The organism is Frankia casuarinae, assembly GCF_000013345.1.
Classification (GTDB): domain Bacteria; phylum Actinomycetota; class Actinomycetes; order Frankiales; family Frankiaceae; genus Frankia; species Frankia casuarinae.
This window is the reverse complement of sequence record NC_007777.1, coordinates 3,659,184-3,681,560: the sequence shown is the minus strand read 5'-3', so window position 1 is coordinate 3,681,560 and position 22,377 is coordinate 3,659,184. Positions and strand designations below refer to the sequence as shown.

Genomic DNA, 22,377 nt, shown 5'->3' with positions numbered 1-22,377 from the left:
GACATGACTGCATCCTCGGGCACCTCGTCATCCTCGGACACGCCGTCGGGCATCCCACCGTCGGGCACCCCGGCGTCGGGCACTGCGGCGTCGCGATCCTCGGTGTCGGTCGCCGCCACGAAGCGGTTCTCGCGCGGACGCCGTTCGTCCGCGCGCCGCCGCCGGAGGTCCTCCGCGCTGGTCATGGTCCTCGGCCTGCTGGCCACGGGGGTGCTGTGGACGGTGCTGGCGCCGGGCGGCAACGCCGCGCAGACCCCGGACGCCAACGAGGCGGTCCGGCAGGGCCGGGCGCTGTACCTGCAGGGCTGCTCGACCTGCCACGGGCTGGGAGCGCAGGGCACGAACACCGGGCCCAGCCTCATCGGCGTCGGCGCCGCCGCGGTGGACTTCCAGGTGTCGACCGGCCGGATGCCGCTGGCCGCCCCCGCCGCGCAGGCCGACCGCAAGCCCCCGATCTACTCGGCGACCCAGATCGACCAGCTCGCCGCGTACATCCAGAGCCTTGGCGGCGGCGAGGAGGTGCCGAAGGTCACGGACGCGGCGCTCAACGACGCCGACCTGTCGCACGGCGGCGAGTTGTATCGGGCCAACTGCGCGCAGTGCCATCAGGCCGTCGGGCAGGGCGCGCCGCTGACCTACGGCAAGTTCGCCCCCTCGCTGAGCGAGGCCACCCCGGTGCAGGTCGTCGAGGCCATGCGGACCGGGCCGGAGTCGATGCCGGTGTTCGGCCCGCGCCAGCTCAACGAGGAGGACGCGACCGCGATCGCGGCCTACATCAAGCACATGAAGGAAGCGCCGAGCGCCGGTGGGTACAGCCTCGGTAACTACGGTCCGGTGCCCGAGGGACTGCTGGCCTGGCTGGTGGGCGTCGGTGCCCTGCTGGGTGTGTGCCTGTGGATCGGAGCGAGGCAGAAGGTATGAGTGACCAGACGGGCCGGGGCACGCCGGGGCCGGCGGATTCCGGTGCGGACCAGCCGTCCGTTCCGACGGACCGGCGCATGCACTACCCGGGCTACCAGGGCGAACCGGCCGACGAATCTGACCAGGACTCGATGAGCAGCATCTTCAGAAGGGCGAAACACCCGGTGGACACCTCCGGCCAGCCCGCCGGGGGATCCGGGGTGTCCGCCGGCGGCCCGGACGTCCCGGCCGGGACGTCGGACGGCCCGGAGGCCTTGGGCACGCCGCCCCACCAGACCGATTCGACCCGTGAGCCCGCGACCACGGCCGTTCGCCCGCAGGCGGGGGTCATCCAGCCGACCTACGGGGAGCGGGCCGCCGGTGGGGTGACCGTCCGTCCGCCGCGCGCGCAGGACGTGGACCGCCGGGCCGAGCGGCGGGCGGAGCGGCTGATTGCCGGCTGGTTCCTGATCTCGGTGATCGGCACCGTCGGGTTCGTTGTCACCAACTTCGTCGGTGACAAGTACAAGGCGTACTACACCCCCTCCCTCGGGGCCGCGCTGGGCCTCGCCGTCGGTGGGCTCGGCATCGGCCTGATCCTGTGGGCCAAGCGGCTGATGCCGCACGAGCAGGCCGTGCAGGAGCGCCACGCGTTCGCCTCCTCCAAGGAGGAGATCGCCGTCACCGAGGAGGAGATCGCGGCCGGGTTCGCCGACACCGGCCTCGCGCGCTACCCGTTGCTGCGCCGCACCCTGCTCGGGGCGGGCACCGTGCTCGGCGGGCTGATCGTGGTGCCGCTGCTGAACCTGACGAACACCAAGCCGGGCAAGAAGCTCGACCACACGAGCTGGGTGAAGGGTGCCCGCCTCGTCACGGAGGACGGCCGTTACGTCAAGCTCGGCGACGTCGCCATCGGCGGCATCGAGACGGTGTTCCCGGCCGTTCCGGTGACCGAGTCCGACGGCACCGTTGCGTACCAGCCGAAGACCGATGTCCAGACCAAGGCCGACAGCACGACGCTGCTCATCCGGCTGCCACCGGGGGTCGACCGCCCCCGCAAGGGCCGGGAGGACTGGGGCGTCGACGGCCACGTCGCCTACTCCAAGATCTGCACGCACGCCGGCTGCCCGGTCAGCCTGTACGAACAGCAGACCCATCATCTGCTCTGCCCCTGCCACCAGTCCGTCTTCGACGTGCGGGACGGCTGTCGGGCGATTTTCGGGCCGGCCAGCCGGTCCCTGCCACAGCTTGCCATCGCCGCGGACAAGGACGGGTTCCTCTACGCCCGTGACGGTGACTACCACGAGCCCGTCGGTGCCGCCTTCTGGGAGCGCTCATGACCACCGCATCCGCCCCCGAGTTCGTCAAGCGGCCGGGCCCGATCCGGAAGGCCAACCGTGAGCTCGACGAACGGTTCGGCAACCAGGCCTTTCTGCGGCGCAACCTGAACAAGGTCTTCCCCGACCACTGGTCGTTCATGATCGGGGAGATCGCCCTCTACAGCTTCGTCGTGCTGCTGCTGACGGGCATCTACCTGACTCTGTTCTTCGACCCGTCGAACACCGAGGTCATCTACAACGGTTCCTACGTCCCGCTCAAGGGCGTGGAGATGAGCCGGGCCTACGCCTCGACGCTGGACATCAGCTTCGACACCCGGGCCGGTCTGGTGTTCCGCCAGATCCACCACTGGGCCGCGCTGGTCTTTGTCGCGTCGATGATCGTGCACATGTTCCGGGTGTTCTTCACCGGCGCGTTCCGCAAGCCCCGTGAGACCAACTGGCTGATCGGCATCGGTCTGGTCGCCCTGTCAATGCTCGAGGGCTTCGCCGGCTACTCGCTCCCGGACGACCTGCTCTCCGGCACCGGTCTGCGGATCGCGGCCTCGATCGCCCAGTCCATCCCGATCATCGGGACGTGGGCGTCGTTCCTCGTGTTCAACGGGGAGTTCCCGGGCGTCAACTTCCTGCCCAGGCTCTACGTGACGCACATCCTGCTGGTGCCGGGTGTCCTGCTCGCCCTGATCGGCGCGCATATGGGCATCCTGTGGCACCAGAAGCACACGGACTTCCCCGGGCCGGGCAAGACCGAGGACAACGTCGTCGGCCACCGGGTCTTCCCCGTGTTCGCGGTGAAGTCCGGCGGGTTCTTCATGCTGGTCTTCGCGATGCTCGCGCTGCTCGGCGGTCTCGCCCAGATCAACCCGATCTGGATGTTCGGCCCGTACGACCCGTCGAAGGTCAGCTCGGCCTCCCAGCCGGACTGGTACATCGGCTTCCTCGACGGCTCGACCCGGCTCATGCCGCCCTGGGAGTTCCGCGGGCTCGGGCACACCATCCCCGCGGTGTTCTGGCCGACTGCCGTCCTGCCGGGCATCCTGTTCACGCTGGCGGCGCTCTATCCCGCGCTGGAAGCCAGGTTCACCGGGGACACGAAGCCGCACAACCTGCTGCAGCGGCCACGGGAGGCGCCGACCAGGACCGCGATCGGCGCGATGGCGATCAGCTTCTACCTGGTGCTGATGATCTCCGGTGGTAACGACATCATCGCCAAGACCTTCAGCATCTCGCTGAACGCGATGACCTGGGCCGGCCGCATCGGGCTCATCGTCGTGCCACCGATCGCCTATGCGGTGACGAAGAAGATCTGCATCGCGCTCAACCAGAAGGACGCCGAGATCGAGCATCACGGCATCGAGACCGGGATCATCCGCCAGCTTCCCAGCGGGGAGTTCGTGGAGGACCACCGCCCGAAGCCGACTCCCGTCCCCGACCATCCGCTCGTCCCGACGGACCGGTTCGAGCTGCCGGCGGCCAACGGGCATGGCGACGGTCACGGCAAGGGGCTTGCGCGCCGCGCAGGCAAGGCCGTGACCGGGTTCTTCGTCGAGGAGAAGCAGCCACCCGGCGGCGGCCGGCAGTAGCCGCCCGGCCTGACGGAGCACGTCACGTCAGGCCGACGGGAACCATCCGTCACCGTCATACGCACGTACCGACCGGCCGGGGGCCGCACCGAATCCGGCTGCGGCGCGGATGGCGCCCGCGGCCGGCCAGCTCCACTCGCCCTCCAGCCGCACGAGCCGCACCCCAGGCCCACCGAGCCAACGGGCGATGCGTTCGGTCTCCTCGACGGAGGCGCACGGGGCCGGACCGGGCCGCGGCCGCACCGTCTCGGCGCTGGCGACCGCGGCGTCGACCCAGGGCCGCGGATCGACACCGGGCGGCACGCTCGCCGCCGACACCAGCCGACCGTGACGCACTACGGCCAGATCCCAGCCGGCCTCGGCGGTCGGGGCCGCGGCGACGAGCTCGGCGACCCCGGTGAGGGCCGACAGCCGCTGGGCACGTGCGGCTGCGCGGACGAACGCGATCATCCGGTCCCGCTGGACGGCGGCCTCCTCGTAGCGCCGCTCGGCGGCCAGCCGGTCGATCCGCCGCGTCGAGGCGGCGATGACCCGGCCCGGATCGCCGGTGATGGCGGCCCGGGCGGCGGCGACGTGCCGGCCGTAGCTCGCCACGTCCTCCCGGCCGTCGCACGGCGCTCCGCATCTGCCGAGGTCGGCGAGGGTACAGGCGGACCGGCGCACGCGCGGGGACAGGCGCCCGGAGCACTGGCGCAGCGGCACCGCGGCCAGCAGCGCCTCGGCGGCGGCGTCGGCGGCGCGGACGCTGCCGAACGGCCCGAGATAGGTCGCGTCGTCACGGGCGGCGCGCACCCGTGAAAGCCGTGGGAATGGCTCGTCGGTGAGCTTGAGATACACGGAGCGCTCCGGGAAGCGGGATCGGCGGTTGTACGGCGGCTTGTACTCGGCGATCAGCCGCAGTTCCCGGACCTCGGCCTCCAGGGCGTGCGCGCATCCGATCGCGTCAACCCGCTCGGCCAGCGCCACCATCGCCGCCATCCGCGTCCGGGGCTCGCTGGCGGTGAAGTAGGTACGGACCCGGGAGCGCACCGAACGCGAGGTGCCGACATACAGGGCTCGTTCGTCGGCGTCCCGGAAGATGTAGACACCCGGGCCCGTCGGCAGGCCGTCGGCCAGATGCCGTTTGCGTCGCTGGGCCGGCGACACCCGGGAGCTGTAGTCGTGCAGGTCCTCCAGGGTGGTCACGCCCGCGTTGCCGAGCCGTTCGAACAGCCCGTGCAGCACGTCGACGGTGGCCCGGGCGTCCGCCAGCGCCCGGTGGCGGGGCTCGACCGGGCTGCGGAACAGCGAGGCCAGCGACGTGAGCCGGCAGTCGGGGCTCTCGTCTCTCGTGACCACCCGCCGGGCGATACGCAACGTGTCCAGATACTCCCAGACGGGTACCGGATAGCCGCAGAGCTCGACGGCGGCGCGCAGGAAGCCGAGGTCGAACGGGGCATTGTGGGCGACGAGAACGGCGCCGCGGGCGAACTCCAGGAAGGTAGGCAGCACCTGCGTGACCGGCGGCGCCGTCGCCACCATCACGTCGGTGATGCCGGTGAGCACCGAGACCATCGGAGGGATGCCGACGCCCGGCCGGACCAGGGTGGCCATCTCGGCGAGGATCCGGCCGCCGCGGACCCGGACCGCGCCGATCTCGGTGATCTCGTCGCGTCCCGGGGAGGTGCCCGTCGTCTCCAGGTCGAACACGACGAAGGTCACGTCCGCCAACGGACGACCGAGATCATCCAGCCTGCCCTGTCGGGGCGGCCGGGGACGGTCCGGGGCGGGATCTGGGCGCACGGCGTCACGGTAGGTCCCACCCCCGACAGTTTTGCGCCCGGGATCGTCCGCGGACCCGGATGCGAAAGCAGGTCCGCCTCGCCGCACGTCGTCATGGAGGTTCCGGGTCATGGAGGTTCCGGGTCGCGGGCCGGTGGAAAACGACTAACGCTACCTGCTCCGTAGGGTGCCGGGTGTGCCACGGGCCGGTATTGGCCACGAAATTCTCCGCGGTTGTCCCGTTCATGGTCCCGTCGGGGCAGTCTGGTGCTTCTGTCGGGGCGTGCGCTCAAGCGTGCGGCCCACTCGGCAGGCCTGCGTGCGTCGAATGCGGAATCATGCCCAGGTGGCATGGTTCGAGACGAACGGCATTCGAGTGGCGCGGGTCGCGGTCGACTGTTTGAACGTTGACGTGATGGTGCGCTTCTGGTCCGCCGCATTGGGATACGAGGTGAGCCGGCGTGACGACGGGGCGATCCTGCGTCACCCGGCCGGCGCGGGACCCAAGCTCCTTCTCAGGCCCGGGGCGAAGCGCAATGCCGGCCGTAACCGGCTTCATCTGGATCTCTACGCCGTCGACGCGGAGCGTGTGATCGGCTGGTTGTCGACCCTCGGTGCCCGCCGGGTATCCCGGTACGACGACGACGGGGAGAGCGGATACGTTCTCAAGGATCCGGAGGGTAATGAGTTCCGGGTGATGACGGTTGGGCCAGCGGGATTTGCGCGCCCCTTCGTCTGACACCCCGGCGGGCCGGACTCCCGCGGGGCCGGACTCCCGGCGCGCCCAGCGGAAAACGTGACAGCTCGACGGCCGGGTGAACGGCCATCGGCCATCGGGTGCTGTCGTCACGTGCCGGACGACCCGGTCGATAGGGTCGCACCCATGCCGAGCGTCTTCACCCGGATCATCAACGGCGAGCTTCCCGGTCGCATCGTCTACTCCGACGAGCATGTGGTGGCGTTCCTGACGATCGCGCCGATCCGGCCGGGACACACCCTGGTTGTTCCCCGCACCGAGATCGACCACTGGATCGATCTACCCGATGACCTCCAGACCGCGCTGTGGAGCGCCGCGGCGACGGTGGGCCGCGCCATCGACGCGGCCTTCCGACCTCGGCGGGTGGCCGCGCTCGTCGCCGGGCTGGAGGTCCCGCACGTCCACGTGCATCTCCTGCCGATCGAGGACGAGACGCAGATCGACTTCAGGCTCGCCGACCACAACCCCGACTCGGCCGAGCTCGATGCCGTGGCCGAGCGGATCCGCGCCGCCCTCGGCTGAGCCGGGTACCGGTCTGGCGCGGTTCTGGCGGTTTCAGGGGTTCTGGCGGTTTCAGCGGTTCGTAGGGGTACGCGGCGGTCAGAGCTGGAACTTCGGCGGATCGACGGCGAACAGCGGTTCCCAGTTCAGGATGGCGTGCCCGGGCGGCGCATCGATGACGATGTTGCCCCGGACCCGTTGCCCGGCCTTGAGAGTCGACACCGACAGCCGTGGCGCGACGTTTTCGTAGCTGCCGTCGTACCGGGTGCCGTCGGAGGTCTGGATGTAGAAGTCGGACGGCGAGGCGGACGTCGACCCGCGGCTCACCTCGACCGTCACGTTAATGACGTAGTAGGCCCCCTGGGTGGGCGCGTCGCCGTACTGGGTCACCTTGCCGGTGGTGGAGCAGACGCTGTTGAGGGTGACCCTGGCTTCGAAGTCGCTGACCGAGGAGGTGGCCCGGCCGACGGCGGTGCCGGACCCGCCGATCGTCGCGGTGCCGGCCGCCGGCGCGTGCTGTGGCGTCACCGGAACGCAGTTCGGCACTCCGTTCGGGGCGGTCGCGGTCGGGGCGGCCGCGGTCGGGGCGGTCGCGGTCGCGGTCGCAGTGGTGTTCGGGAGGTCGGGCACGGTCACCGTCGGGGCCGGCGGGGAGGCGATCTCGGTGCCGTCACCGCCGCGCACCGCGAGGGCGATCACGACACCGAGCACGATGGCGGCGACCACGGCGAGGGGCACGATGATGAACAGCGGATTGGCCCGCTGCCGGGGCGGAGGCAGCGGGCTGCCCTGCTGCCAGCCGCCGGGCGGCGGGTAGCCCCCCGGGAGGTTGTGGTAAGCCCCCGGGGGGCTCTGGTAGGCGTCGGGAGCGCCCTGGTAGCCGACCGTCCCCGGGTATGGGGCACTCCCACCCTGGTAGGGCCCGGCAGCCGCGGCCGGGGGATGGTCCGGCTGTTGCCAGCCGCCCGGTTGTCCCCAGCCCTGCCGTTCGCCGGGCTGTCCCCACCCTGGCGCGGCGCCGGGGTGCTGTGGGGCGCCGGGGTGCTGTGGGGCGCCGGGGTGCTGTGGGGCGCCGGGGTGCTGTGGGGCGCCGGGGTGCTGTGGGGCGCCGGGGTGCTGCGGGCCGCCGGGCTGCCCGCCCCACTGCTGCCCACCCGGTTGTGGGGCGGTGCCTGGCCAGGCGAGGCGTGTCTCCTCCGAGTCGGGCTGGTTCGGCTGGCCGGGCTGGGGCGCTCCCCACGATGGGACCGGGGCCGCCGGGGGAGTAGAGGACGAACCGGAGGTGGGGGTGCTGCCGGCGTCCGCGGGCTGGTGCCAGGGATCACTCGGCTGCCTCCACGCCTCCTGGCTCCCGTCACCGCTGGGGGGCTGGTGAGGCGGGTTCTGGTCGGTCACGATGATCCTCTCAGGCGCAGCCAGGGCCGCGTTCGGAAGAAATCGAGCATAAGGGGCGCGCCTCGCGAGGCTACATAAGCCGACTTTCACCTAAGACAATGACCGCCCAGCCGTAGGCCGCGACGTACCGATCCGGCCGGTAGCGGCTGTGAGTGCCCTGAGCTCTCCCGATAAGCTGTACTGTCATCGTTCTCCCCATCGGCTCCGGAGTCCCGCGTGCCTTGCTGTCTGGCCGGTTGGACGAGCCGTTGGAGATACGGCCCGCCCAGTTTTTCCGTCGTGCGCGTGATGACGGACATTTCGTCGCCACCCTCGGGTTCGCCGCATGCGTGAGCCGCTTCCGGCGCCGGTGCGTGCGCATGTCGTCGAGTTCGCCGAGCGGACGCTGGCGGATCTTCCCGAGTCGCAGGTCCCGCCGTCGCTGGTCGCGGTGCGCCGCTTCAAGCCCTCCCGCCGTGTCCGCCAGGGGGCCGTCCCGCTGGCCGCGGCGGTGGACGGTGACGTGTTCCGCGGCCGGGTCGCCGAGTGGATCCACCGTCATCATCCCGAGCTTGTCGAAGCCGTCAGCTCGCCGGACGGACCGCCGCCCGCGGCGCCCCCCGAGAAGATCGCCGCGGTCGCGTACCTGCTGCGGGTCTCCGGCTGGCAGGAGCTGGTCCAGGTCGCCGCGGCGTCCACGTCGGAGGCGGCGGCCCGCAGCCAGGTTGACGAGGCCGGGCGGACGATACTGCGGCTCACCGAACAACTCGAGACGAGCAAGCGCATCGCCGCGGCCGAGCAGGAGGAACTGCGCGAGCAGCTGCAGGCGGCCCGGGCGGAGGCGGACGAGGCTCGCCGGCGGCTGCGCTCGTCCGCTGCCGGGATCCGGCAGGCCGAGCAGGCCACGCGGGAGGCCCTGACCGCGGCCGAGGCGGCCCGGAACGCCGCCCTGGCCGCCAGTCGGGATGCCGAGGCGGAGACCCGGCGGCTGCGCGGCCGGGTGGCGGAGCTGGAGAGCGCGCTCGCCTCCACCCGCCGGGACAGCCGCGAGTCCCGCAGCGTCGATGACGCCCGGTTGCGCGTTCTACTTGACACCCTGATCGCCTCGGCGCACGGCCTGCGACGCGAACTCGACCTCCCGACGATGGTCGCGAGGCCCGCGGATCTCATCGCTCGCGGCGGAGCCGGTCCGAGTAACGGCCCGCAGGCGTTCGTCGGGGCCCGCGGGCGGCCGGACGACGACCCCTCCCTGATCGACGAGGTGTTGGCCGTCCCCGGGGTCCATCTGATCATCGACGGGTACAACGTGACCAAGCGGGGCTACGGCCGCCTCACCCTGCAGGCCCAGCGTGAGCGGCTGCTGTCCGGACTCGGTGCGCTCGCGGGCCGCAATCCCGACAGCGAGGTCACGGTCGTCTTCGACGCCACCGCCGTCGTGGCCCGGCCGGTGGGTGTCGCCATGCCTCGGGGGGTGCGCGTGCTGTTCAGCCGGCCCGGGCAGCTCGCTGACGAGGAGATCGTCCGGCTGGCGCGGATGGAACCGGAAGGCCGCCCGGTCTTCGTCATCACCTCCGACCGGGAGGTCGCGGAGAACTGCGTCGCAGCCGGAGCCCGGGCGGTGCCCTCGGCCGCTCTGCTGGCCCGCCTCGACCGGTAGGGGATCCGCCGGGCGGGACTTTCGCCGGGCGGGACTTGTCCGCCGAGAATTGTCGGACCCTGGACTTACCGTCGGTGAAGTCGGGAGATCGGTGCTCGGATTGTTTGTCGTCGCCGACCTCCACCGGTTCGGATCCGGAAGGTGCGCACGATGCTGATCGACTGTGACTCCTGCACCGCCCGTGGTGTCAGGTGCGCCGGCTGCATGATGACCGTCCTGCTCCCGGCGTCGGGCCCGCCCGTCGGCTGGGACGCCGAGGAGCTCGAGGCATTGCGGTTGCTCGCCGACGCCGGTCTGCTGCCCCCGCTCGCCGACGTGCGGACGGCCCTGCTGGACCAGGCGCCGCGGCCGGACCAGACGCCGCGGCGTCGCCGCGCCGGCTAGCCCGCCCGGCCGGGGGATTCCGGCGCGGGCGTCGGTGGGGCCGTGGGAAAACGCGGTGGGACCGTGGGAGAATATGAGCGGATGCGCGTGCTGGCCGTCACGAACGATTTCCCGCCCCGTCCCGGCGGGATCCAGGCCTACGTGCACAACTTCGCCTCGCGGCTGCCCGAGGGCGAGATCGTCGTCTACGCCCCGGCCTGGAAGAACGCCGCCGCCTTCGACGCCGAACAGAACTTCCCGGTCGTGCGGCACACCACGTCGCTAATGCTGCCGACACCGGACGTCCTGCGCCGAGCCAGAGAGATCGCCCGGGCGGAGGGATGCGACACGATGTGGTTCGGCGCCGCGGCACCGCTCGGGCTGCTTGGAGCCCGGCTGCGCCGCGACACGGCCATGCGCAGGATGGTCGCGAGCACCCATGGTCACGAGGTCGGCTGGGCGGCGCTGCCGGGGGCGCGTCAGGCGTTGCACAGCATCGGCACCGCGGCCGACGTCATCACCTATCTGACCGACTACACCCGGGCCCGGATCCGGCCCGCCTTCGGCGGCCATCCCACCTTCGCCCGGCTGCCCAGCGGAGTCGACCCCTCGCTGTTCCATCCCGGTCACGGGCGCGAGGAGATGCGCCGGCGCCACGGGCTGACGGGCCGCCGGGTGGTGGTGTGCGTAAGCCGGCTGGTCGCCCGCAAGGGCCAGGACATGCTGATCAGGGCGCTGCCCATGGTACGGCGCCGCGTACCGGACGCCGCGCTGCTGATCGTCGGCGGCGGTCCCCGGCGGGGTGACCTTGAACGGCTCGCCCGGGAGAACGACGTCGCCGAGCATGTGATCATGACTGGTTCGGTGCCGTGGGAGGAACTGCCGGCGCACTATGCGGCGGGCGATGTGTTCGCGATGCCCTGCCGCTCCCGCCTCGCCGGCCTGGAGGTCGAGGGGCTCGGCATCGTCTTCCTCGAGGCGTCGGCGACCGGCCTGCCGGTGGTGGCCGGCCGCAGTGGGGGTTCCCCCGACGCCGTCCTGCACCAGCACACCGGCATCGTGATCGACGGTACCGATCTGGCGCAGGTCGTGACGACCATCGGTGATCTTCTTGCCGACCCCGACCGGGCGGCGTCGATGGGTGCCGCGGGGCGGGCGTGGGTCGAGCTGCGCTGGCGGTGGGACGTCCTCGCGCAGGACCTGCGCACGCTGCTCGCCGGCCCGGACGGTTAGCGCGGGGTAGCGTAGATGTCCTCCACCGCCTGGCTGAACCGGTCGAGCACCAGCGAGCGGCGCACCTTCAGGCTCGGGGTGAGCTCGCCGGTCTCCACCGTGAAGTCCTGCGGCAGGATCGCGAACTTCTTGATGCTCTCGGCATGCGACACTGTCGCGTTCGCGGCGTCGATCGCATTCTGGATCTCGGTGCGCAGGCCGGCGTCGTCGATCAGGTCGGCAACCGTCGCGCCGGCCGGCTTGCCCGCCGAGGACCGCCACCGGTCGAACGCCTCGGGATCGAGCGTGACGAGGGCGGCGACGAAGGGCCGCCGGTCCCCGATCAGCATCGCCTGGCTGACCAGGGGATGGGACTGGATGATGTGCTCCAGTGGCGCCGGTGCGATGTTCTTCCCACCGGCGGTGACCAGCAGCTCCTTCTTGCGGCCGGTGATCCGCAGGAAGCCGTCGGCGTCGAGGTCGCCGAGGTCGCCGGTGTGCAGGAAGCCCTCGGCGTCGAGCGCCTCCTTCGTCGCGAGCTCGTTGTTGCGGTAGCCGCGGAACAGCAGGGGACCGCGGATGAGGATCTCCCCGTCATCGGCGATGGCGATCGTCACGCCAGGAAAGGGCTGGCCGACGGTGCCCATGCGGACGTTGCCCGGCCGGTTCGCCGCGGCCGGCGCGCTGGTCTCGGTCAGACCGTAGCCTTCGAGCACCGTGAACCCGATCCCGCGGAAGAAGTGGCCGAGGCGTTCACCCAGCGGCGCCCCGCCGCTGACCGCGTAGCGGGCCCGCCCACCGAGCGCAGCCTGGAGCTTGCCGTAGACCAGCGCGGCGAACAGCCGGTGCCGCAGCCGCAGGAGCAGGCCGGGGCCGCCGCCGTCGAGAGCCCGGCTGTAGGCGACCGCGGTGTTCTCGGCGGCGTCGAAGATCCAACCCCTGCCCTCGGCGTGCGCCTTGTGGCGTGCCCCGGCGTGCACCTTCTCGAACACCCGGGGCACGGAGAGCAGGAAGGTCGGGCGTACCTTGGCGAGATCGGGCAGCAGGGTCCGCGAGTCCGGGGTGTAGGCGAGGGTGAACGCCCCCTGGACCACGCCCACTTGGAGCATGCGGGCGAACACGTGCGCCAGCGGGAGGAACAGCAGTGTGGACGCACCGGGCGCGAACAGCTCGGGCAGCGTGGCGATGGCCGCCTCGGCGGTGAACAGCAGGGCGCGATGGGTGATCTCGCAGCCCTTCGGTTGGCCGGTGGTCCCCGAGGTGTAGATGATCGTCGCGAGGCTGTCGGCGTTGACGGACGCCCGGGCCGCCGTCAGCCGCTCCGGCGCGATGCCTGCGCCGTCCACGGCGAGACCGGCCAGCGCCCCGTGCTCGATGACGAGGACCTCCCGCAGCGCGGGGACCCCGTCGCGTATCTGTGCGACCCGCTCGGCGAGCTCGTCGTTTTCGACCACGAGAACCTCGACGCCGGCGTCCCGCAGGATCCACTCGATCTGGCCCGGGCTGGAGGTCTCGTAGATCGGCACGCAGACGGCTCCGGCCAGCCACGCCGCGTAGTCGACAATCGTCCACTCGAACCGGGTCCGGCTCGCCAGACCGACGCGGTCCCCGGGCCGCACCCCGCGGGCGATGAAGCCCCGGGCGGTGGCCACGACGTGATCGTGGAACTCGCGGACGGTCATGCCGACGAACTCGTCGTCGATCTTGTGTTGGATAAGCGTACTGTCCGGATGTGCCGCCGCGTTGCGGAACACGGCGTCCGTCAGGGTCGCATCGTCGGCGATGGTGACCAGGGGCGGGGAGGTGTACTCGCGCACTGCTACTCCTACCAGATGGCTTGTGCGCGCCGGAGGACGACGCCACGGAACAACGGAAGCACGGAACAACGGAAGAACGGAAGGCCAGGCCAGGGCATCAGACGTTAGCCTCCGGGCAGGCGGTTTGCGACCTTGCGGGGTGCAAAGGGTTCCCTTCGACGGTGTCCGGCCGGTGATCGTCGCCGGTGAGCGCGACCGCCGGGGATACGTCCTGAGATATGCCCGGGATCCGCACGGCATCCCTCATCGGCCGGATGGACCGTTCGAGTAGGGGCGACGGACCCCTGTCGGCGCCTAAGCTTCCAGCCATGCGGGTCCACGTGGTCAGCGACGTGCACGGGCGGGCGGATGCGCTGGCGGCGGCGGGCGAGGGGGCCGACGCGTTCGTGTGTCTGGGTGATCTCATCCTCTTCATCGACTACCACGATCACGGCCGGGGCATCATGGGCGACCTGTTCGGCGCCGAGGCCGTGGGTCGCATGATCGAGTTGCGTAACGCCCAGCGGTTCGACGAGGCCCGGGAATGGTCCCGGACGCTGTGGGCGAGCCTGGGCGGGGACCGTACGCAGATCGTGGAGGCGGCCATCCGCCGTCAGTACGAGGCGCTGTTCGCGGCGTTCCCGACCCCGACCTACCTGACCTTCGGCAACGTCGATCTGCCGCACCTGTATCCCGAGTACCTGCGCGACGGCGTCACCCTGCTGGACGGGCAGACCACCACGATCGGGGGGTTGCGGTTCGGCTTCGTCGGCGGGGGGCTACAGACCCCGATGCGCACCCCCTACGAGATTGACGACGACGCCTTCGCCGCCAAGGTCGCCGCGGTGGGCGAGGTCGACGTCCTGTGCTGCCACATCCCCCCGCACATCCCCGAGCTGGTCTACGACATCGAGGCACGCCGCTTCGAGCGCGGCAGTGTGGCGATCCTCGAAGCCATTCACGCGACCCGGCCGCGCTACGTGCTCTTCGGGCATGTGCACCAGCCGTTGACGGCCAGCCTGGAGATCGACGGCACACGCTGCGTGAACGTCGGACATTTCCATGCTCGGGGGACGCCCTTCGTTCTTGAGTGGTAGCCGGCCGCTCGGCCGGGCGCGCTCGGTGTTCCGGTAGCCTCAGGCGATCGGTCGGGGATTGTTCCCGGGCCCCGGAGAGATCCGGGTTGCCGGTGGGCCGGCGACGCCGTGCTCTTCAGCCGCGCTCGAAGAATGTGGAGGTGCTGTCTGCCATGGCGGACCACGCCCGATCGACGATCGTCATCAACGCCCGGCCCGCCGCGGTGATGGGGGCGATCGCCGACATCTCCGCGTATCCGACCTGGATCGGCCAGATCGAGGAGGCCGAGATCCTCGATGTGGGCCCGGACGGCCGTCCCCGGCGCGCCCGGTTTCGGATCAACGCCGTCGTCATCAAGGACGAGTTCGTCAACGAGTACACCTGGAAGGGCGATGATCAGGTCGTCTGGAGCATGGTCGAGGGCCAGGCGATGTCATCGCAGGACGGCAGCTACACCCTGCGCGACCTGGGTGACGGTAGCACCGAGGTGACCTACGACCTCACCGCCGAGACGAAGATCAAGATTCCTGGTCTGCTCCGGCGGAAGGTGCAGAGCGGCATCGTGGAGGCCGCTCTCAAGGACCTCAAGAAGTACGTCGAGAGCTGAGCGCACGTGCGGTGTGTGCTCTTCACGGGGAAGGGCGGCGGCGGTACCACCACGGTGGCGGCGGCGACCGCGATCCTCGCCGCCCAACGGGGTCACCGGACCCTCGTGCTGTCGGTCGACCCGGCCGCGGGGCTCGCCGGCGCGCTCGACCACCCGATCGGCGCCGAGCCGACCGAGCTTGAACCGGGGTTGCACGGCCAGCAGGTCGACCTGCGCCGCGCGGTCGAGACCCGGTGGCCGGCCGTACGCGAGGTGCTGGCGGGCACCTGGCCGGCCATCAACGTCGATCCGTTCGACCTGGAGGAGTTGGCCTTCCTGCCGGGGGCCGTCGAGACCCTGACGCTGCTCGAACTGCGCGACGGTCTCACCAGCGAGAACTACGACCTGGTGGTGGTCGACGGAGGCCCGGCGGCGGCGCTGGTGCGGCTGCTGGCCTTTCCCGAGACGCTGTCGTGGTACTGCCGCCGGCTGCTGCCGCCCGACGGTGCCTTCGCGCGCTGGCTGCGACCCGGTTTCGGCTGGGCGGCGGCGCTCGGCGGGCGGTGGAGCGCGCTGGCGGCCCCCGCCTACGACACCGTCTCCCGCCTGCACCGGGCGGCGGTCGACCTGCGCGCGATCCTCACCGACCACGCCACCACCAGCGTCCGGCTGGTGGCGACCCCCGAGAGCTCGGCGCTCGCCGCGGCCCGCGGCAGCTTTACGGCGCTGTCGCTGCACGGGTTCACTCTGGACGGCGTCGTCGTCAACCGGATCTTTCCGCCGGCGAACGCGGACGCCTGGCGGGCGGGGTGGGCCGCCGTTCACCGCGAGCAGCTCGCCGACATCACCGCGGCCTTCATGCCCACCCCGGTCCTCCCGGTCGGCTACCGGGCGGGCGAACCGATCGGCCTGGAGGAGCTGGCCGCTTTCGGCGCGGCGACCTACGGTGAGCTCGATCCGGGGAGTGTTCTCGGGGAGCCGCTCATCGGCCCGAGCGGCCAGCCGCGGGTGGAACGCACCGAGGACGGGTTCGCGCTGTCCTTCGGCCTGCCGTTCGTCGACAGTTCCCAGATCGATCTGGCCCGGCTGGGTGATGACCTGGTGGTGACCGTGGGGTCGTACCGGCGGGCTGTTCCGCTGCCCGCGGCGTTGCGTCGCTGCGACGTGAGCACCGCCCGGCTGCGTGACGACCGGCTGGTCGTCTCGTTCGTTCCGGACCCGCGGCAGTGGGTGCGGGTATGACCACGCAGCGGTCCACCCCGGGCCGGCCCGCCGGCGCTGGGCCCGACTTCACCACGCCTCCCCCCGGCACGCCTCCCCCCGACCCGTCCGCGTTGCCCGGCCGCGGGTCGCTCGCGGTCGAAGCCGCCCTGCTCGCTGACGCCCTGCGGGACTGGGCCGCCTCGCATCTGCCCCCCGGTCCCGCCGGGCATCCCGGTCCCGCCGCATCGTCGGCGGCGGGACCCGCTGCCGACGATGCGGCGGCGATGCCCGATCCCCAGGCGGATCCGGCGCCGGGACCCGCGGATCACACCTGGCCCTGCGCCGTGTGCCCACTGTGCCGGCTCCTGTCGAGCCTCGCTGGCGACCGCCCCGAGGTGGTTGGCCATCTCCTCGCGGCGGCCGGATCCCTGACCGCGGCGTTCCGCGCCGCCCTCGGTGCCGGTGGGGAGGGCGCTCCCGGGCCCGCCACGCCGCGACGGCGCGAGACGGCGCGCCCCGCATCCGGAGATCATCCATGGCCGGGGGACACCACCGGCACCCAACCAGCCACCGCGCTTAGACCCCGCGTGCAGAGGATCGATATCACGTGAGCATCGCTACTCCTGATAGTTCGAAGAACCTGGATATTCCGGGCAGCTTGACGGTTCCGCGCGCCGAGCGTGCCGGCGCGGCCCCCGGCCCGTTGCCGGCGGAGAACCGGATGGAGGGCCTGACGATCGGCATCGACGTTGGCGGGACGAAGGTCGCCGCCGGCGTCGTGGACGGTGCGGGGACGATCATCACTTCCCTGCGTCGGCCCACCCCGGGCCATTCGGCCGCCGAGGTCGCGGACACCATCGCCAGCGTCGTCGCGGAGCTCAGTGCCGACCACGCCGTGCGCGCGGTCGGCATCGGCGCGGCCGGGTGGGTCGACTCGGACCGGTCCCGCGTCCTGTTCGCACCGAACCTCGCCTGGCGCGACGAACCCCTGCGCGACGAGGTCGGGGGGCGCATCGGCCTGCCCGTCGTCGTGGAGAACGACGCCAACGCGATGGCCTGGGCGGAGTACCGTTTCGGGGCCGGCCGTGGCCGGCGTGACCTCGTCTGCCTGACGGTGGGAACCGGCATCGGCAGCGGCATCGTCCTGGGCGGTGAGCTCTACCGGGGCGCGTCCGGTATCGGCGCCGAGATGGGTCACATGCGGGTGGTACCCGACGGGTATCCGTGCGGTTGTGGTAACAGAGGGTGTTGGGAACAGTATGCGAGCGGGCGAGCGCTGGTCCGGCTGGCGAAGAACATCGCCACCGTGGATCCGAGTGCGGCCGTGCCCATGCTGGAGCATTGCGGCGGTGGCGTCGACGCGCTGACCGGCCCGGACGTCACCGAGGCGGCGCGCAAGGGGGACCCGGCGGCGATCAGGTGCTTCACCGAGATCGGCCACTGGCTCGGCGAGGGCATGGCGATGCTGGTCGCCGCGCTCGACCCGAACCGCTTCGTCATCGGCGGCGGCGTCTCCGACGCCGGCGAGCTGCTGCTCGGCCCGGCCCGGCAGAGCCTCCTGGCCGCTATGCCCGGGCGGGATTACCGTTCCGAGCCGGACATCGTCATCGCCGAGCTCGGATCCCAAGCGGGCCTCGTAGGCGCGGCCGACCTCGCCCGGTTCTGACCCGACCCCCACGGCGATCCCAGGAGGGTCGCCGAAGGCGATTCGGCGGAGACCCCGTACGGCGCCCTGTGACAGGGGTCCCCGCGTCGCGGCGAAGCCGCTACGCGGGGGAGGCCCGGTAGTCGGGTACCAGTTCGGCGGCGAGCTCCTCGAGGAACAGCCCGGTGTCGGCGACGACGCCGACCGCGTGCGCGCTGGTGCGTTCGATGAGGGCGTGCACCGTCGAGGGGTTGACGTCCACGCAGGCCACCGGGACCGAGGCCGGCAGGATGTTGCCGGTGGCCACGGAGTGCTGGGCGCTGGCGATCATGAGGGCGAACGCCACCCCCCGTAGCGCGGCGCGCATCGCCCGCTGGCCTGCCAGGACGTCGGTGTGGACGTCGGGCAGCGGGCCTTCGTCGCGGACCGATCCGACGAGCACGAAGGTCTTGTTGGCCTTGACCATCGCGTGCATGATCCCCTGGGTGAGCACGCCGGACTCCACGGCGGCCCGGATGGATCCCTCCCGGCGGATCGTGTTGACCGCGCGGATGTGCTGCTCGCTGCCGCGCTGCACCCGGCCGCTGCGCAGCGGCCCGAGCCCCAGCGGCGATCCGTAGAGGGCAGCCTCCACGTCGAGTGTCGCCAGCGCGTTGCCGGCGAACAGCACGTCGACATAGCCAGCCCCGACGAGGGCGACCAGCGCCGGCCCGGCTCCGGTGCTCACCACCGCCTGACCCGCCACCCAGAGCACCTGCGAGCCCTCGGCCTTCACCTCGCGGATCTGGCGGGCGATCGCCCGGACCAGGACCGCCTGCGGCTGGGTGGAGCTCGGCAGCGGGGCGGCCAGGGATTCGTACTCCTCGTAGATCCGGCTGGAATGGGCGGTGACCGGCAGGACGACCTTCACCCCGTCCACGCCGCACACGATCATGTCTCCCGCGCGCACGTCGGTGACCGGTACCGTTCGCACCCGGCCGTGCGAGACCACCAGGCCGCAGTCCATCTCGGGATGCTCCACCGGCACCCACTGGCCGTCGAGGTGGACGACGGTCTCCAGATTGGTGGTGGAGTAGAAGTCCGGGGGGAAGACGCCGTCGCGGTCGGCCGGCTCGCACCGGGCCGTGCCAGACTCGATCTTGTTCACGCCGTGGACCTGGATCCGCATCAGAATGCGCATGAGCTGACTCGGTGAGTCGGCCCCCACCGTGATGACCGCGTGGGACTCGTCATCGTGGCTGCGCCCCAGGTCGATACGAACGACCCGATAGTCACCGCCATAGTCCAGCACGTCATCGAGAACCCGGGCCAGCACGCCCGTATCCATGAGATGTCCGTGGACTTCGACCTTTTCGTGATATTGCACGCCCCACGCCCTTCCATCTCGGTGCCGGTACGACGGCTGCCACGCCGCGCTCAGACCACCGCGCCGTCGTCGGGGCCGTCGAAGTCCGTGGGCGGACGGTCTCCCATCCGCGCGACCAGCGTGCCGACCCCGCCGAGGATCAGCAGAACCCCGGCGACGTTCTGGGTTCGGGACTGGTTGAAGTCGATCAGGTCCGGAACGACGAGGAACATCACACCGAGGGCGATCGAACCGAGCGCCCAGCGTGTCACGGGCCTGATCCGTGGCAGCGGTGGCGGGGGTGGCGGCTCGTAGTGCTCGCCGTCCGGGTCCAGATCCGGATCCGGATCCAGATCCGGGTCGTCCAGACCCTCCGGGAGCTGGCCGGAACCCGGCAGATCGCCGAGGTCGACGACGAGGTCCTCGGTGCCGCCGCGTCCCCGTCGGCCGCCCTCGCCGCCCGCGGACGGGAACGGCAACTGGTCGAGCCCGGGTTCGGTCCGGTCCTCCGACACGGGCGGAGCAGCCGGCTCGAACGGCGGACGTAGGATGATCACAGTGGGGCGGCGGGTGTCGTCCAGATCCTCCGCAGCCGGCCACCGGTGGGATTCGGGCTCCTCGTCGAAGCGCGCGATGAGTTCGAAGAACGCGGCGTCGTCGGCTTTCTGGGAGCGCGGGGAGGGCCGCGGTGCGTCGCCCCCCGCGGTTGTCGCGGATCCGTCGCTGTCGCCGTCGAGACCGCCGCCACCCCGGCCGGCCGTGGGCGCGGCACCGGGCGTGGATCCGCCGCCGGTCGGCTCCTCGCGGTTCGCGGAGGTGCCACCGCCACCGGCGGGGGCGCCGCCCGGCCCGCCGAGGGGAGCCCCCTCGGGCGCGGCGCCGTCCGCCGGCGAGGGCCGGTGCTCGCCGGGTCCTGAACCCGGTGACCGCTCAGTCATCGCCGCAGGGCGCGTCGGGCACGAGCGCGCGTGGCGCGTGCCGCCGGACGAATTCCAGACTTCCGTCGAAGATCGTTTCTCGGTCGTTGTCGAGCGTCGCGACGTGGTAACTGTTCTCCAACAGTCGTTCTTCGGCCGGGGCGCGCAGCCCGGCCAGCAGAATCGCGCCGGAGCTGGCTTCCACCACATGGTCGACGACGCTGCGGTAGGTGAGGACCGGACAGACGATCCGACCGAGCTCCGGCCGGGTCACCGCCCACAGTTGGCGCAGCGACGCGAACGGGCGCAGGGGTACCCGGTCGTAACCGACCTCGGGCACGCCCTCGGCCTTCACGTCGCCAGCCACGCCAGGCACGGCGGGGATCACCCGGCTCAGCAGCGGGGCGAACGCCGCGTGCCACCGGTCGGTGGTGAGGCTGGGATTCACCGTGACGAGGCCGGCGAGGTCCCCGCCGTGCTGCTCGGCCAGCCGCAGGGCCAGGGTCCCGCCCATCGACAGCCCCATGACGAAGACCTGCTCGCAGGTGGTCCGCAGCCGCAGAAACGCGGTCTCCGCCGTAGCGTACCAGTCCGGCCAGGTAGTGGGCACCATGTCCTGCCAGCGGGTGCCATGGCCGGGCAGCAGCGGGCACGAGACTGTCAGTCCGACTGCGGAGAGGTACTCGCCCCAGGGCCGCATGCTGCCCGGGGAGCCGGTGAACCCGTGGACCAGCAGCACGCCGACCGACCCACCCTCGAACTCGAACGGTTCCGCGCCCGGGAGGACGGCCGCACCGGTGACACCCGCCATCGTGATCCGCCCTTCGTGCCTCGCGCGCCCGCCCGTATGCCGCGATGCGGGTCCGGCGACGCGCGGAGGGAAAACGCCGGTAAACGCATGCTCGCACGGTCCGCGGGCTGAGGCCACGGTCGTGCGTGTCTCACTCGCTGCGCAACATCGCTGCGCAACATCGCTGCGCAGAAGCCGCCGGACGGAAAGTCTCCGCCTGATGATATCGGTGATGGGTGGCCACGCGCGCGGGACATCGGGATCGAGGCGCGGTCCGCGGGGGGTTGGGGGCCCGCCGTCAGGTTTCCTGGCCGGCACCGGAGAATGACACGCCGAGCGGGGTAGACCCCGTTCGGTGGACGTCGTGATGACCTCTCCTTAGGCTCGAACAAGCCCATCATCCTGGCGACCCGGCCCTGGGCGACCCGGCGCGGTGGGGTCGCAAGGATCGTCGGGGTCTCCGTGGCGGACCCCGACGAGGCCGCGGGTCGTGGACCGGCGGCGTGCGCCCCGGTGCCCGACCGGCCGGTCGGTTCGTGGGAGGTTCGGGCCAGGTGTGATCGGCGTCGGCGGATGAAGACGGGCGACTGGCCACGGGCGCCCCCGGCGGGCCGTCGTCGTGCGGCGGTGACCAGGTGGGAGCTGTCTTGTTCTACTGGGTGGTCAAGGTATTCCTGACACCTGTCCTGCGACTGTTCTGGCGTCCCTGGGTCGAGGGGGCGGAGAACATCCCCCTGGAGGGGCCCGCGATCCTCGCCGGCAACCATCTCTCCTTCCTGGACCACCTCTTCCTGTCGCTGGTCGTCCCCCGCCGTGTCACCTACCTGGCGAAGAGCGACTACTTCACCGAGGCGGGCGTCAAGGGGTGGTTCAAGCGGGTGTTCTTCAGCGGCGTCGGCCAGATCCCGATCGATCGCAGCGGCGGCAAGGCGAGCGAGGGCGCGTTGCGCTCGGGGGTCCGGGTGCTCCGCCAGGGCCGCCTGCTCGGGATCTATCCGGAGGGCACCCGATCCCCGGACGGCCGGCTCTACCGCGGCAAGGTCGGTGTCGCGCGCTTGGCGCTGGAGGCCGGGGTCCCGGTCATCCCCGTGGCGATGATCGGGACTTTCGAGGTTCAGCCGCCGGGCCAGCTGGTGCCGAAGATCCGTCGGGTCGGCATCCGCATCGGCCGCCCGCTCGACTTCAGCCGCTACGCGGCCATGGCAGATGATCGTTTCGTCCTGCGCTCGGTCACCGACGAGATCATGTACGAGCTGATGGCCCTGTCCGGCCAGGAGTACGTGGACCTGTACGCGAAGCGGGCCAAGGAGGAGCTCGCGGCCGCCCGGGCACAGGCGGCTGCCGGGGCGGCCGCGGCGTCTACTGGCACGGCATCGGTCTCCCCGGCGTCCACCGGCACAGCGCCGGGTTCCCCTGGGGCGGCGACGCCGGCTCGGTCTCCGGATCAGCTCGGGCTGCCGGTCACGGCGCCGGCGAACCCACGTGCCACCAAAGACCGGATCGACCGGGCGGTCTGACCCGTTTGCGGTGGGCACGGCAGGATGGTCCGGTGTGTGGTGACAGCGTTCCTGGC

20 protein-coding genes are annotated in these 22,377 nt (G+C 71.5%); 14 read left to right on the top strand and 6 right to left on the bottom strand.

All coding sequences use genetic code 11. The annotated features are described in order from the left end of the window. Positions 1 to 3: 3 nt before the first annotated feature. The 3 genes from FRANCCI3_RS15615 to FRANCCI3_RS15605 are packed head-to-tail and all read left to right on the top strand — an operon-like array spanning position 4 to position 3,820. On the top strand, positions 4 to 921 hold the full coding sequence (locus FRANCCI3_RS15615) for a cytochrome bc1 complex diheme cytochrome c subunit (protein WP_011437492.1): 918 nt from the start codon (positions 4 to 6) through the stop codon (positions 919 to 921). Then, positions 918 to 2,240 carry a cytochrome bc1 complex Rieske iron-sulfur subunit gene (locus tag FRANCCI3_RS15610; protein ID WP_011437491.1) on the top strand — a complete coding sequence of 441 codons (1,323 nt, stop codon included), beginning with the start codon at positions 918 to 920 and terminating at the stop codon, positions 2,238 to 2,240. Before FRANCCI3_RS15615 ends, FRANCCI3_RS15610 begins: the two co-directional genes overlap by 4 nt. Next, a complete protein-coding gene (locus FRANCCI3_RS15605; protein ID WP_011437490.1) occupies positions 2,237 to 3,820 on the top strand; it encodes a cytochrome bc1 complex cytochrome b subunit in 1,584 nt (527 codons plus the stop codon). Before FRANCCI3_RS15610 ends, FRANCCI3_RS15605 begins: the two co-directional genes overlap by 4 nt. A gap of 27 nt (positions 3,821 to 3,847) precedes the next feature. Here FRANCCI3_RS15605 and FRANCCI3_RS15600 read toward each other — a convergent pair whose 3' ends face one another. Continuing rightward, the gene (locus tag FRANCCI3_RS15600) at positions 3,848 to 5,602 is read right to left on the bottom strand and encodes a DEDD exonuclease domain-containing protein (protein WP_011437489.1); all 1,755 of its coding nucleotides are present in this window, start codon (positions 5,600 to 5,602) and stop codon (positions 3,848 to 3,850) included. A 307-nt stretch (positions 5,603 to 5,909) separates the two neighbouring features. On the opposite strand from FRANCCI3_RS15600, the gene FRANCCI3_RS15595 reads away from it, so the two are divergent. Beyond that, positions 5,910 to 6,320 carry a VOC family protein gene (locus FRANCCI3_RS15595; protein ID WP_011437488.1) on the top strand — a complete coding sequence of 137 codons (411 nt, stop codon included), beginning with the start codon at positions 5,910 to 5,912 and terminating at the stop codon, positions 6,318 to 6,320. Positions 6,321 to 6,464: 144 nt separating this feature from the next. Continuing rightward, positions 6,465 to 6,860: an HIT family protein gene (locus FRANCCI3_RS15590; RefSeq protein WP_011437487.1), complete on the top strand. Its 396-nt coding sequence runs from the start codon at positions 6,465 to 6,467 to the stop codon at positions 6,858 to 6,860. Between the two features lie 78 nt (positions 6,861 to 6,938). Here the strand turns inward: FRANCCI3_RS15590 and FRANCCI3_RS15585 are convergent, their stop codons facing one another. Further along, the gene (locus FRANCCI3_RS15585; protein WP_011437486.1) at positions 6,939 to 8,234 is read right to left on the bottom strand and encodes a DUF4352 domain-containing protein; all 1,296 of its coding nucleotides are present in this window, start codon (positions 8,232 to 8,234) and stop codon (positions 6,939 to 6,941) included. Between the two features lie 325 nt (positions 8,235 to 8,559). On the opposite strand from FRANCCI3_RS15585, the gene FRANCCI3_RS15580 reads away from it, so the two are divergent. The 3 genes from FRANCCI3_RS15580 to FRANCCI3_RS15570 all read left to right on the top strand — a co-directional run bounded on the left by FRANCCI3_RS15580 (position 8,560) and on the right by FRANCCI3_RS15570 (position 11,466). Further along, positions 8,560 to 9,870 carry an NYN domain-containing protein gene (locus FRANCCI3_RS15580; protein WP_011437485.1) on the top strand — a complete coding sequence of 437 codons (1,311 nt, stop codon included), beginning with the start codon at positions 8,560 to 8,562 and terminating at the stop codon, positions 9,868 to 9,870. Positions 9,871 to 10,020: 150 nt separating this feature from the next. Continuing rightward, entirely contained in the window at positions 10,021 to 10,254 is a 234-nt protein-coding gene (locus FRANCCI3_RS15575; protein WP_011437484.1) for a hypothetical protein, read from the top strand. A gap of 81 nt (positions 10,255 to 10,335) precedes the next feature. Beyond that, the gene (locus FRANCCI3_RS15570) at positions 10,336 to 11,466 is read left to right on the top strand and encodes a glycosyltransferase family 4 protein (protein ID WP_011437483.1); all 1,131 of its coding nucleotides are present in this window, start codon (positions 10,336 to 10,338) and stop codon (positions 11,464 to 11,466) included. On the opposite strand, the gene FRANCCI3_RS15565 is transcribed toward FRANCCI3_RS15570, so the two are convergent. Then, positions 11,463 to 13,262 (bottom strand): AMP-dependent synthetase/ligase, encoded by a 1,800-nt coding sequence (locus FRANCCI3_RS15565; RefSeq protein WP_011437482.1) that lies wholly within the window; start codon positions 13,260 to 13,262, stop codon positions 11,463 to 11,465. The genes FRANCCI3_RS15570 and FRANCCI3_RS15565 overlap by 4 nt on opposite strands. A gap of 308 nt (positions 13,263 to 13,570) precedes the next feature. On the opposite strand from FRANCCI3_RS15565, the gene FRANCCI3_RS15560 reads away from it, so the two are divergent. From FRANCCI3_RS15560 to FRANCCI3_RS15540, 5 genes are all read left to right on the top strand, one after another. Beyond that, the gene (locus FRANCCI3_RS15560; RefSeq protein WP_023841261.1) at positions 13,571 to 14,338 is read left to right on the top strand and encodes a metallophosphoesterase family protein; all 768 of its coding nucleotides are present in this window, start codon (positions 13,571 to 13,573) and stop codon (positions 14,336 to 14,338) included. A gap of 152 nt (positions 14,339 to 14,490) precedes the next feature. Next, positions 14,491 to 14,925 (top strand): SRPBCC family protein, encoded by a 435-nt coding sequence (locus tag FRANCCI3_RS15555; RefSeq protein WP_011437480.1) that lies wholly within the window; start codon positions 14,491 to 14,493, stop codon positions 14,923 to 14,925. A gap of 6 nt (positions 14,926 to 14,931) precedes the next feature. Further along, the gene (locus FRANCCI3_RS15550) at positions 14,932 to 16,146 is read left to right on the top strand and encodes an ArsA family ATPase (RefSeq protein WP_011437479.1); all 1,215 of its coding nucleotides are present in this window, start codon (positions 14,932 to 14,934) and stop codon (positions 16,144 to 16,146) included. Next, the gene (locus FRANCCI3_RS23575; protein WP_011437478.1) at positions 16,143 to 16,718 is read left to right on the top strand and encodes a hypothetical protein; all 576 of its coding nucleotides are present in this window, start codon (positions 16,143 to 16,145) and stop codon (positions 16,716 to 16,718) included. Before FRANCCI3_RS15550 ends, FRANCCI3_RS23575 begins: the two co-directional genes overlap by 4 nt. Before the next feature lie 110 nt (positions 16,719 to 16,828). Next, entirely contained in the window at positions 16,829 to 17,773 is a 945-nt protein-coding gene (locus FRANCCI3_RS15540) for an ROK family glucokinase (RefSeq protein WP_035958555.1), read from the top strand. A gap of 100 nt (positions 17,774 to 17,873) precedes the next feature. Here FRANCCI3_RS15540 and FRANCCI3_RS15535 read toward each other — a convergent pair whose 3' ends face one another. From FRANCCI3_RS15535 to FRANCCI3_RS15525, 3 genes are read right to left on the bottom strand one after another with little or no spacing between them, the layout of a single operon-like run. Continuing rightward, a complete protein-coding gene (locus FRANCCI3_RS15535; RefSeq protein ID WP_011437476.1) occupies positions 17,874 to 19,118 on the bottom strand; it encodes a hypothetical protein in 1,245 nt (414 codons plus the stop codon). A gap of 50 nt (positions 19,119 to 19,168) precedes the next feature. Then, a complete protein-coding gene (locus FRANCCI3_RS23570; protein ID WP_011437475.1) occupies positions 19,169 to 20,035 on the bottom strand; it encodes a hypothetical protein in 867 nt (288 codons plus the stop codon). Beyond that, positions 20,028 to 20,825, bottom strand: a complete 798-nt coding sequence (locus FRANCCI3_RS15525) for an alpha/beta hydrolase (protein ID WP_011437474.1) — start codon at positions 20,823 to 20,825, stop codon at positions 20,028 to 20,030. Before FRANCCI3_RS15525 ends, FRANCCI3_RS23570 begins: the two co-directional genes overlap by 8 nt. Positions 20,826 to 21,439: 614 nt before the next feature. Between FRANCCI3_RS15525 and FRANCCI3_RS15520 the strand changes: the two genes are divergently transcribed. Then, positions 21,440 to 22,321 (top strand): lysophospholipid acyltransferase family protein, encoded by an 882-nt coding sequence (locus FRANCCI3_RS15520; RefSeq protein WP_011437473.1) that lies wholly within the window; start codon positions 21,440 to 21,442, stop codon positions 22,319 to 22,321. Positions 22,322 to 22,377: the final 56 nt, after the last annotated feature.

Coding starts and splice junctions, on each gene's coding strand:
- FRANCCI3_RS15615 (WP_011437492.1), top strand. CDS start 4: ATGACTGCATCCTCGGGCACCTCGTCATCCTCGGACACGCCGTCGGGC.
- FRANCCI3_RS15610 (WP_011437491.1), top strand. CDS start 918: ATGAGTGACCAGACGGGCCGGGGCACGCCGGGGCCGGCGGATTCCGGT.
- FRANCCI3_RS15605 (WP_011437490.1), top strand. CDS start 2,237: ATGACCACCGCATCCGCCCCCGAGTTCGTCAAGCGGCCGGGCCCGATC.
- FRANCCI3_RS15595 (WP_011437488.1), top strand. CDS start 5,910: ATGCGGAATCATGCCCAGGTGGCATGGTTCGAGACGAACGGCATTCGA.
- FRANCCI3_RS15590 (WP_011437487.1), top strand. CDS start 6,465: ATGCCGAGCGTCTTCACCCGGATCATCAACGGCGAGCTTCCCGGTCGC.
- FRANCCI3_RS15580 (WP_011437485.1), top strand. CDS start 8,560: ATGCGTGAGCCGCTTCCGGCGCCGGTGCGTGCGCATGTCGTCGAGTTC.
- FRANCCI3_RS15575 (WP_011437484.1), top strand. CDS start 10,021: ATGCTGATCGACTGTGACTCCTGCACCGCCCGTGGTGTCAGGTGCGCC.
- FRANCCI3_RS15570 (WP_011437483.1), top strand. CDS start 10,336: ATGCGCGTGCTGGCCGTCACGAACGATTTCCCGCCCCGTCCCGGCGGG.
- FRANCCI3_RS15560 (WP_023841261.1), top strand. CDS start 13,571: ATGCGGGTCCACGTGGTCAGCGACGTGCACGGGCGGGCGGATGCGCTG.
- FRANCCI3_RS15555 (WP_011437480.1), top strand. CDS start 14,491: ATGGCGGACCACGCCCGATCGACGATCGTCATCAACGCCCGGCCCGCC.
- FRANCCI3_RS23575 (WP_011437478.1), top strand. CDS start 16,143: ATGACCACGCAGCGGTCCACCCCGGGCCGGCCCGCCGGCGCTGGGCCC.
- FRANCCI3_RS15540 (WP_035958555.1), top strand. CDS start 16,829: ATGGAGGGCCTGACGATCGGCATCGACGTTGGCGGGACGAAGGTCGCC.
- FRANCCI3_RS23570 (WP_011437475.1), bottom strand. CDS start 20,035: ATGACTGAGCGGTCACCGGGTTCAGGACCCGGCGAGCACCGGCCCTCG.
- FRANCCI3_RS15525 (WP_011437474.1), bottom strand. CDS start 20,825: ATGGCGGGTGTCACCGGTGCGGCCGTCCTCCCGGGCGCGGAACCGTTC.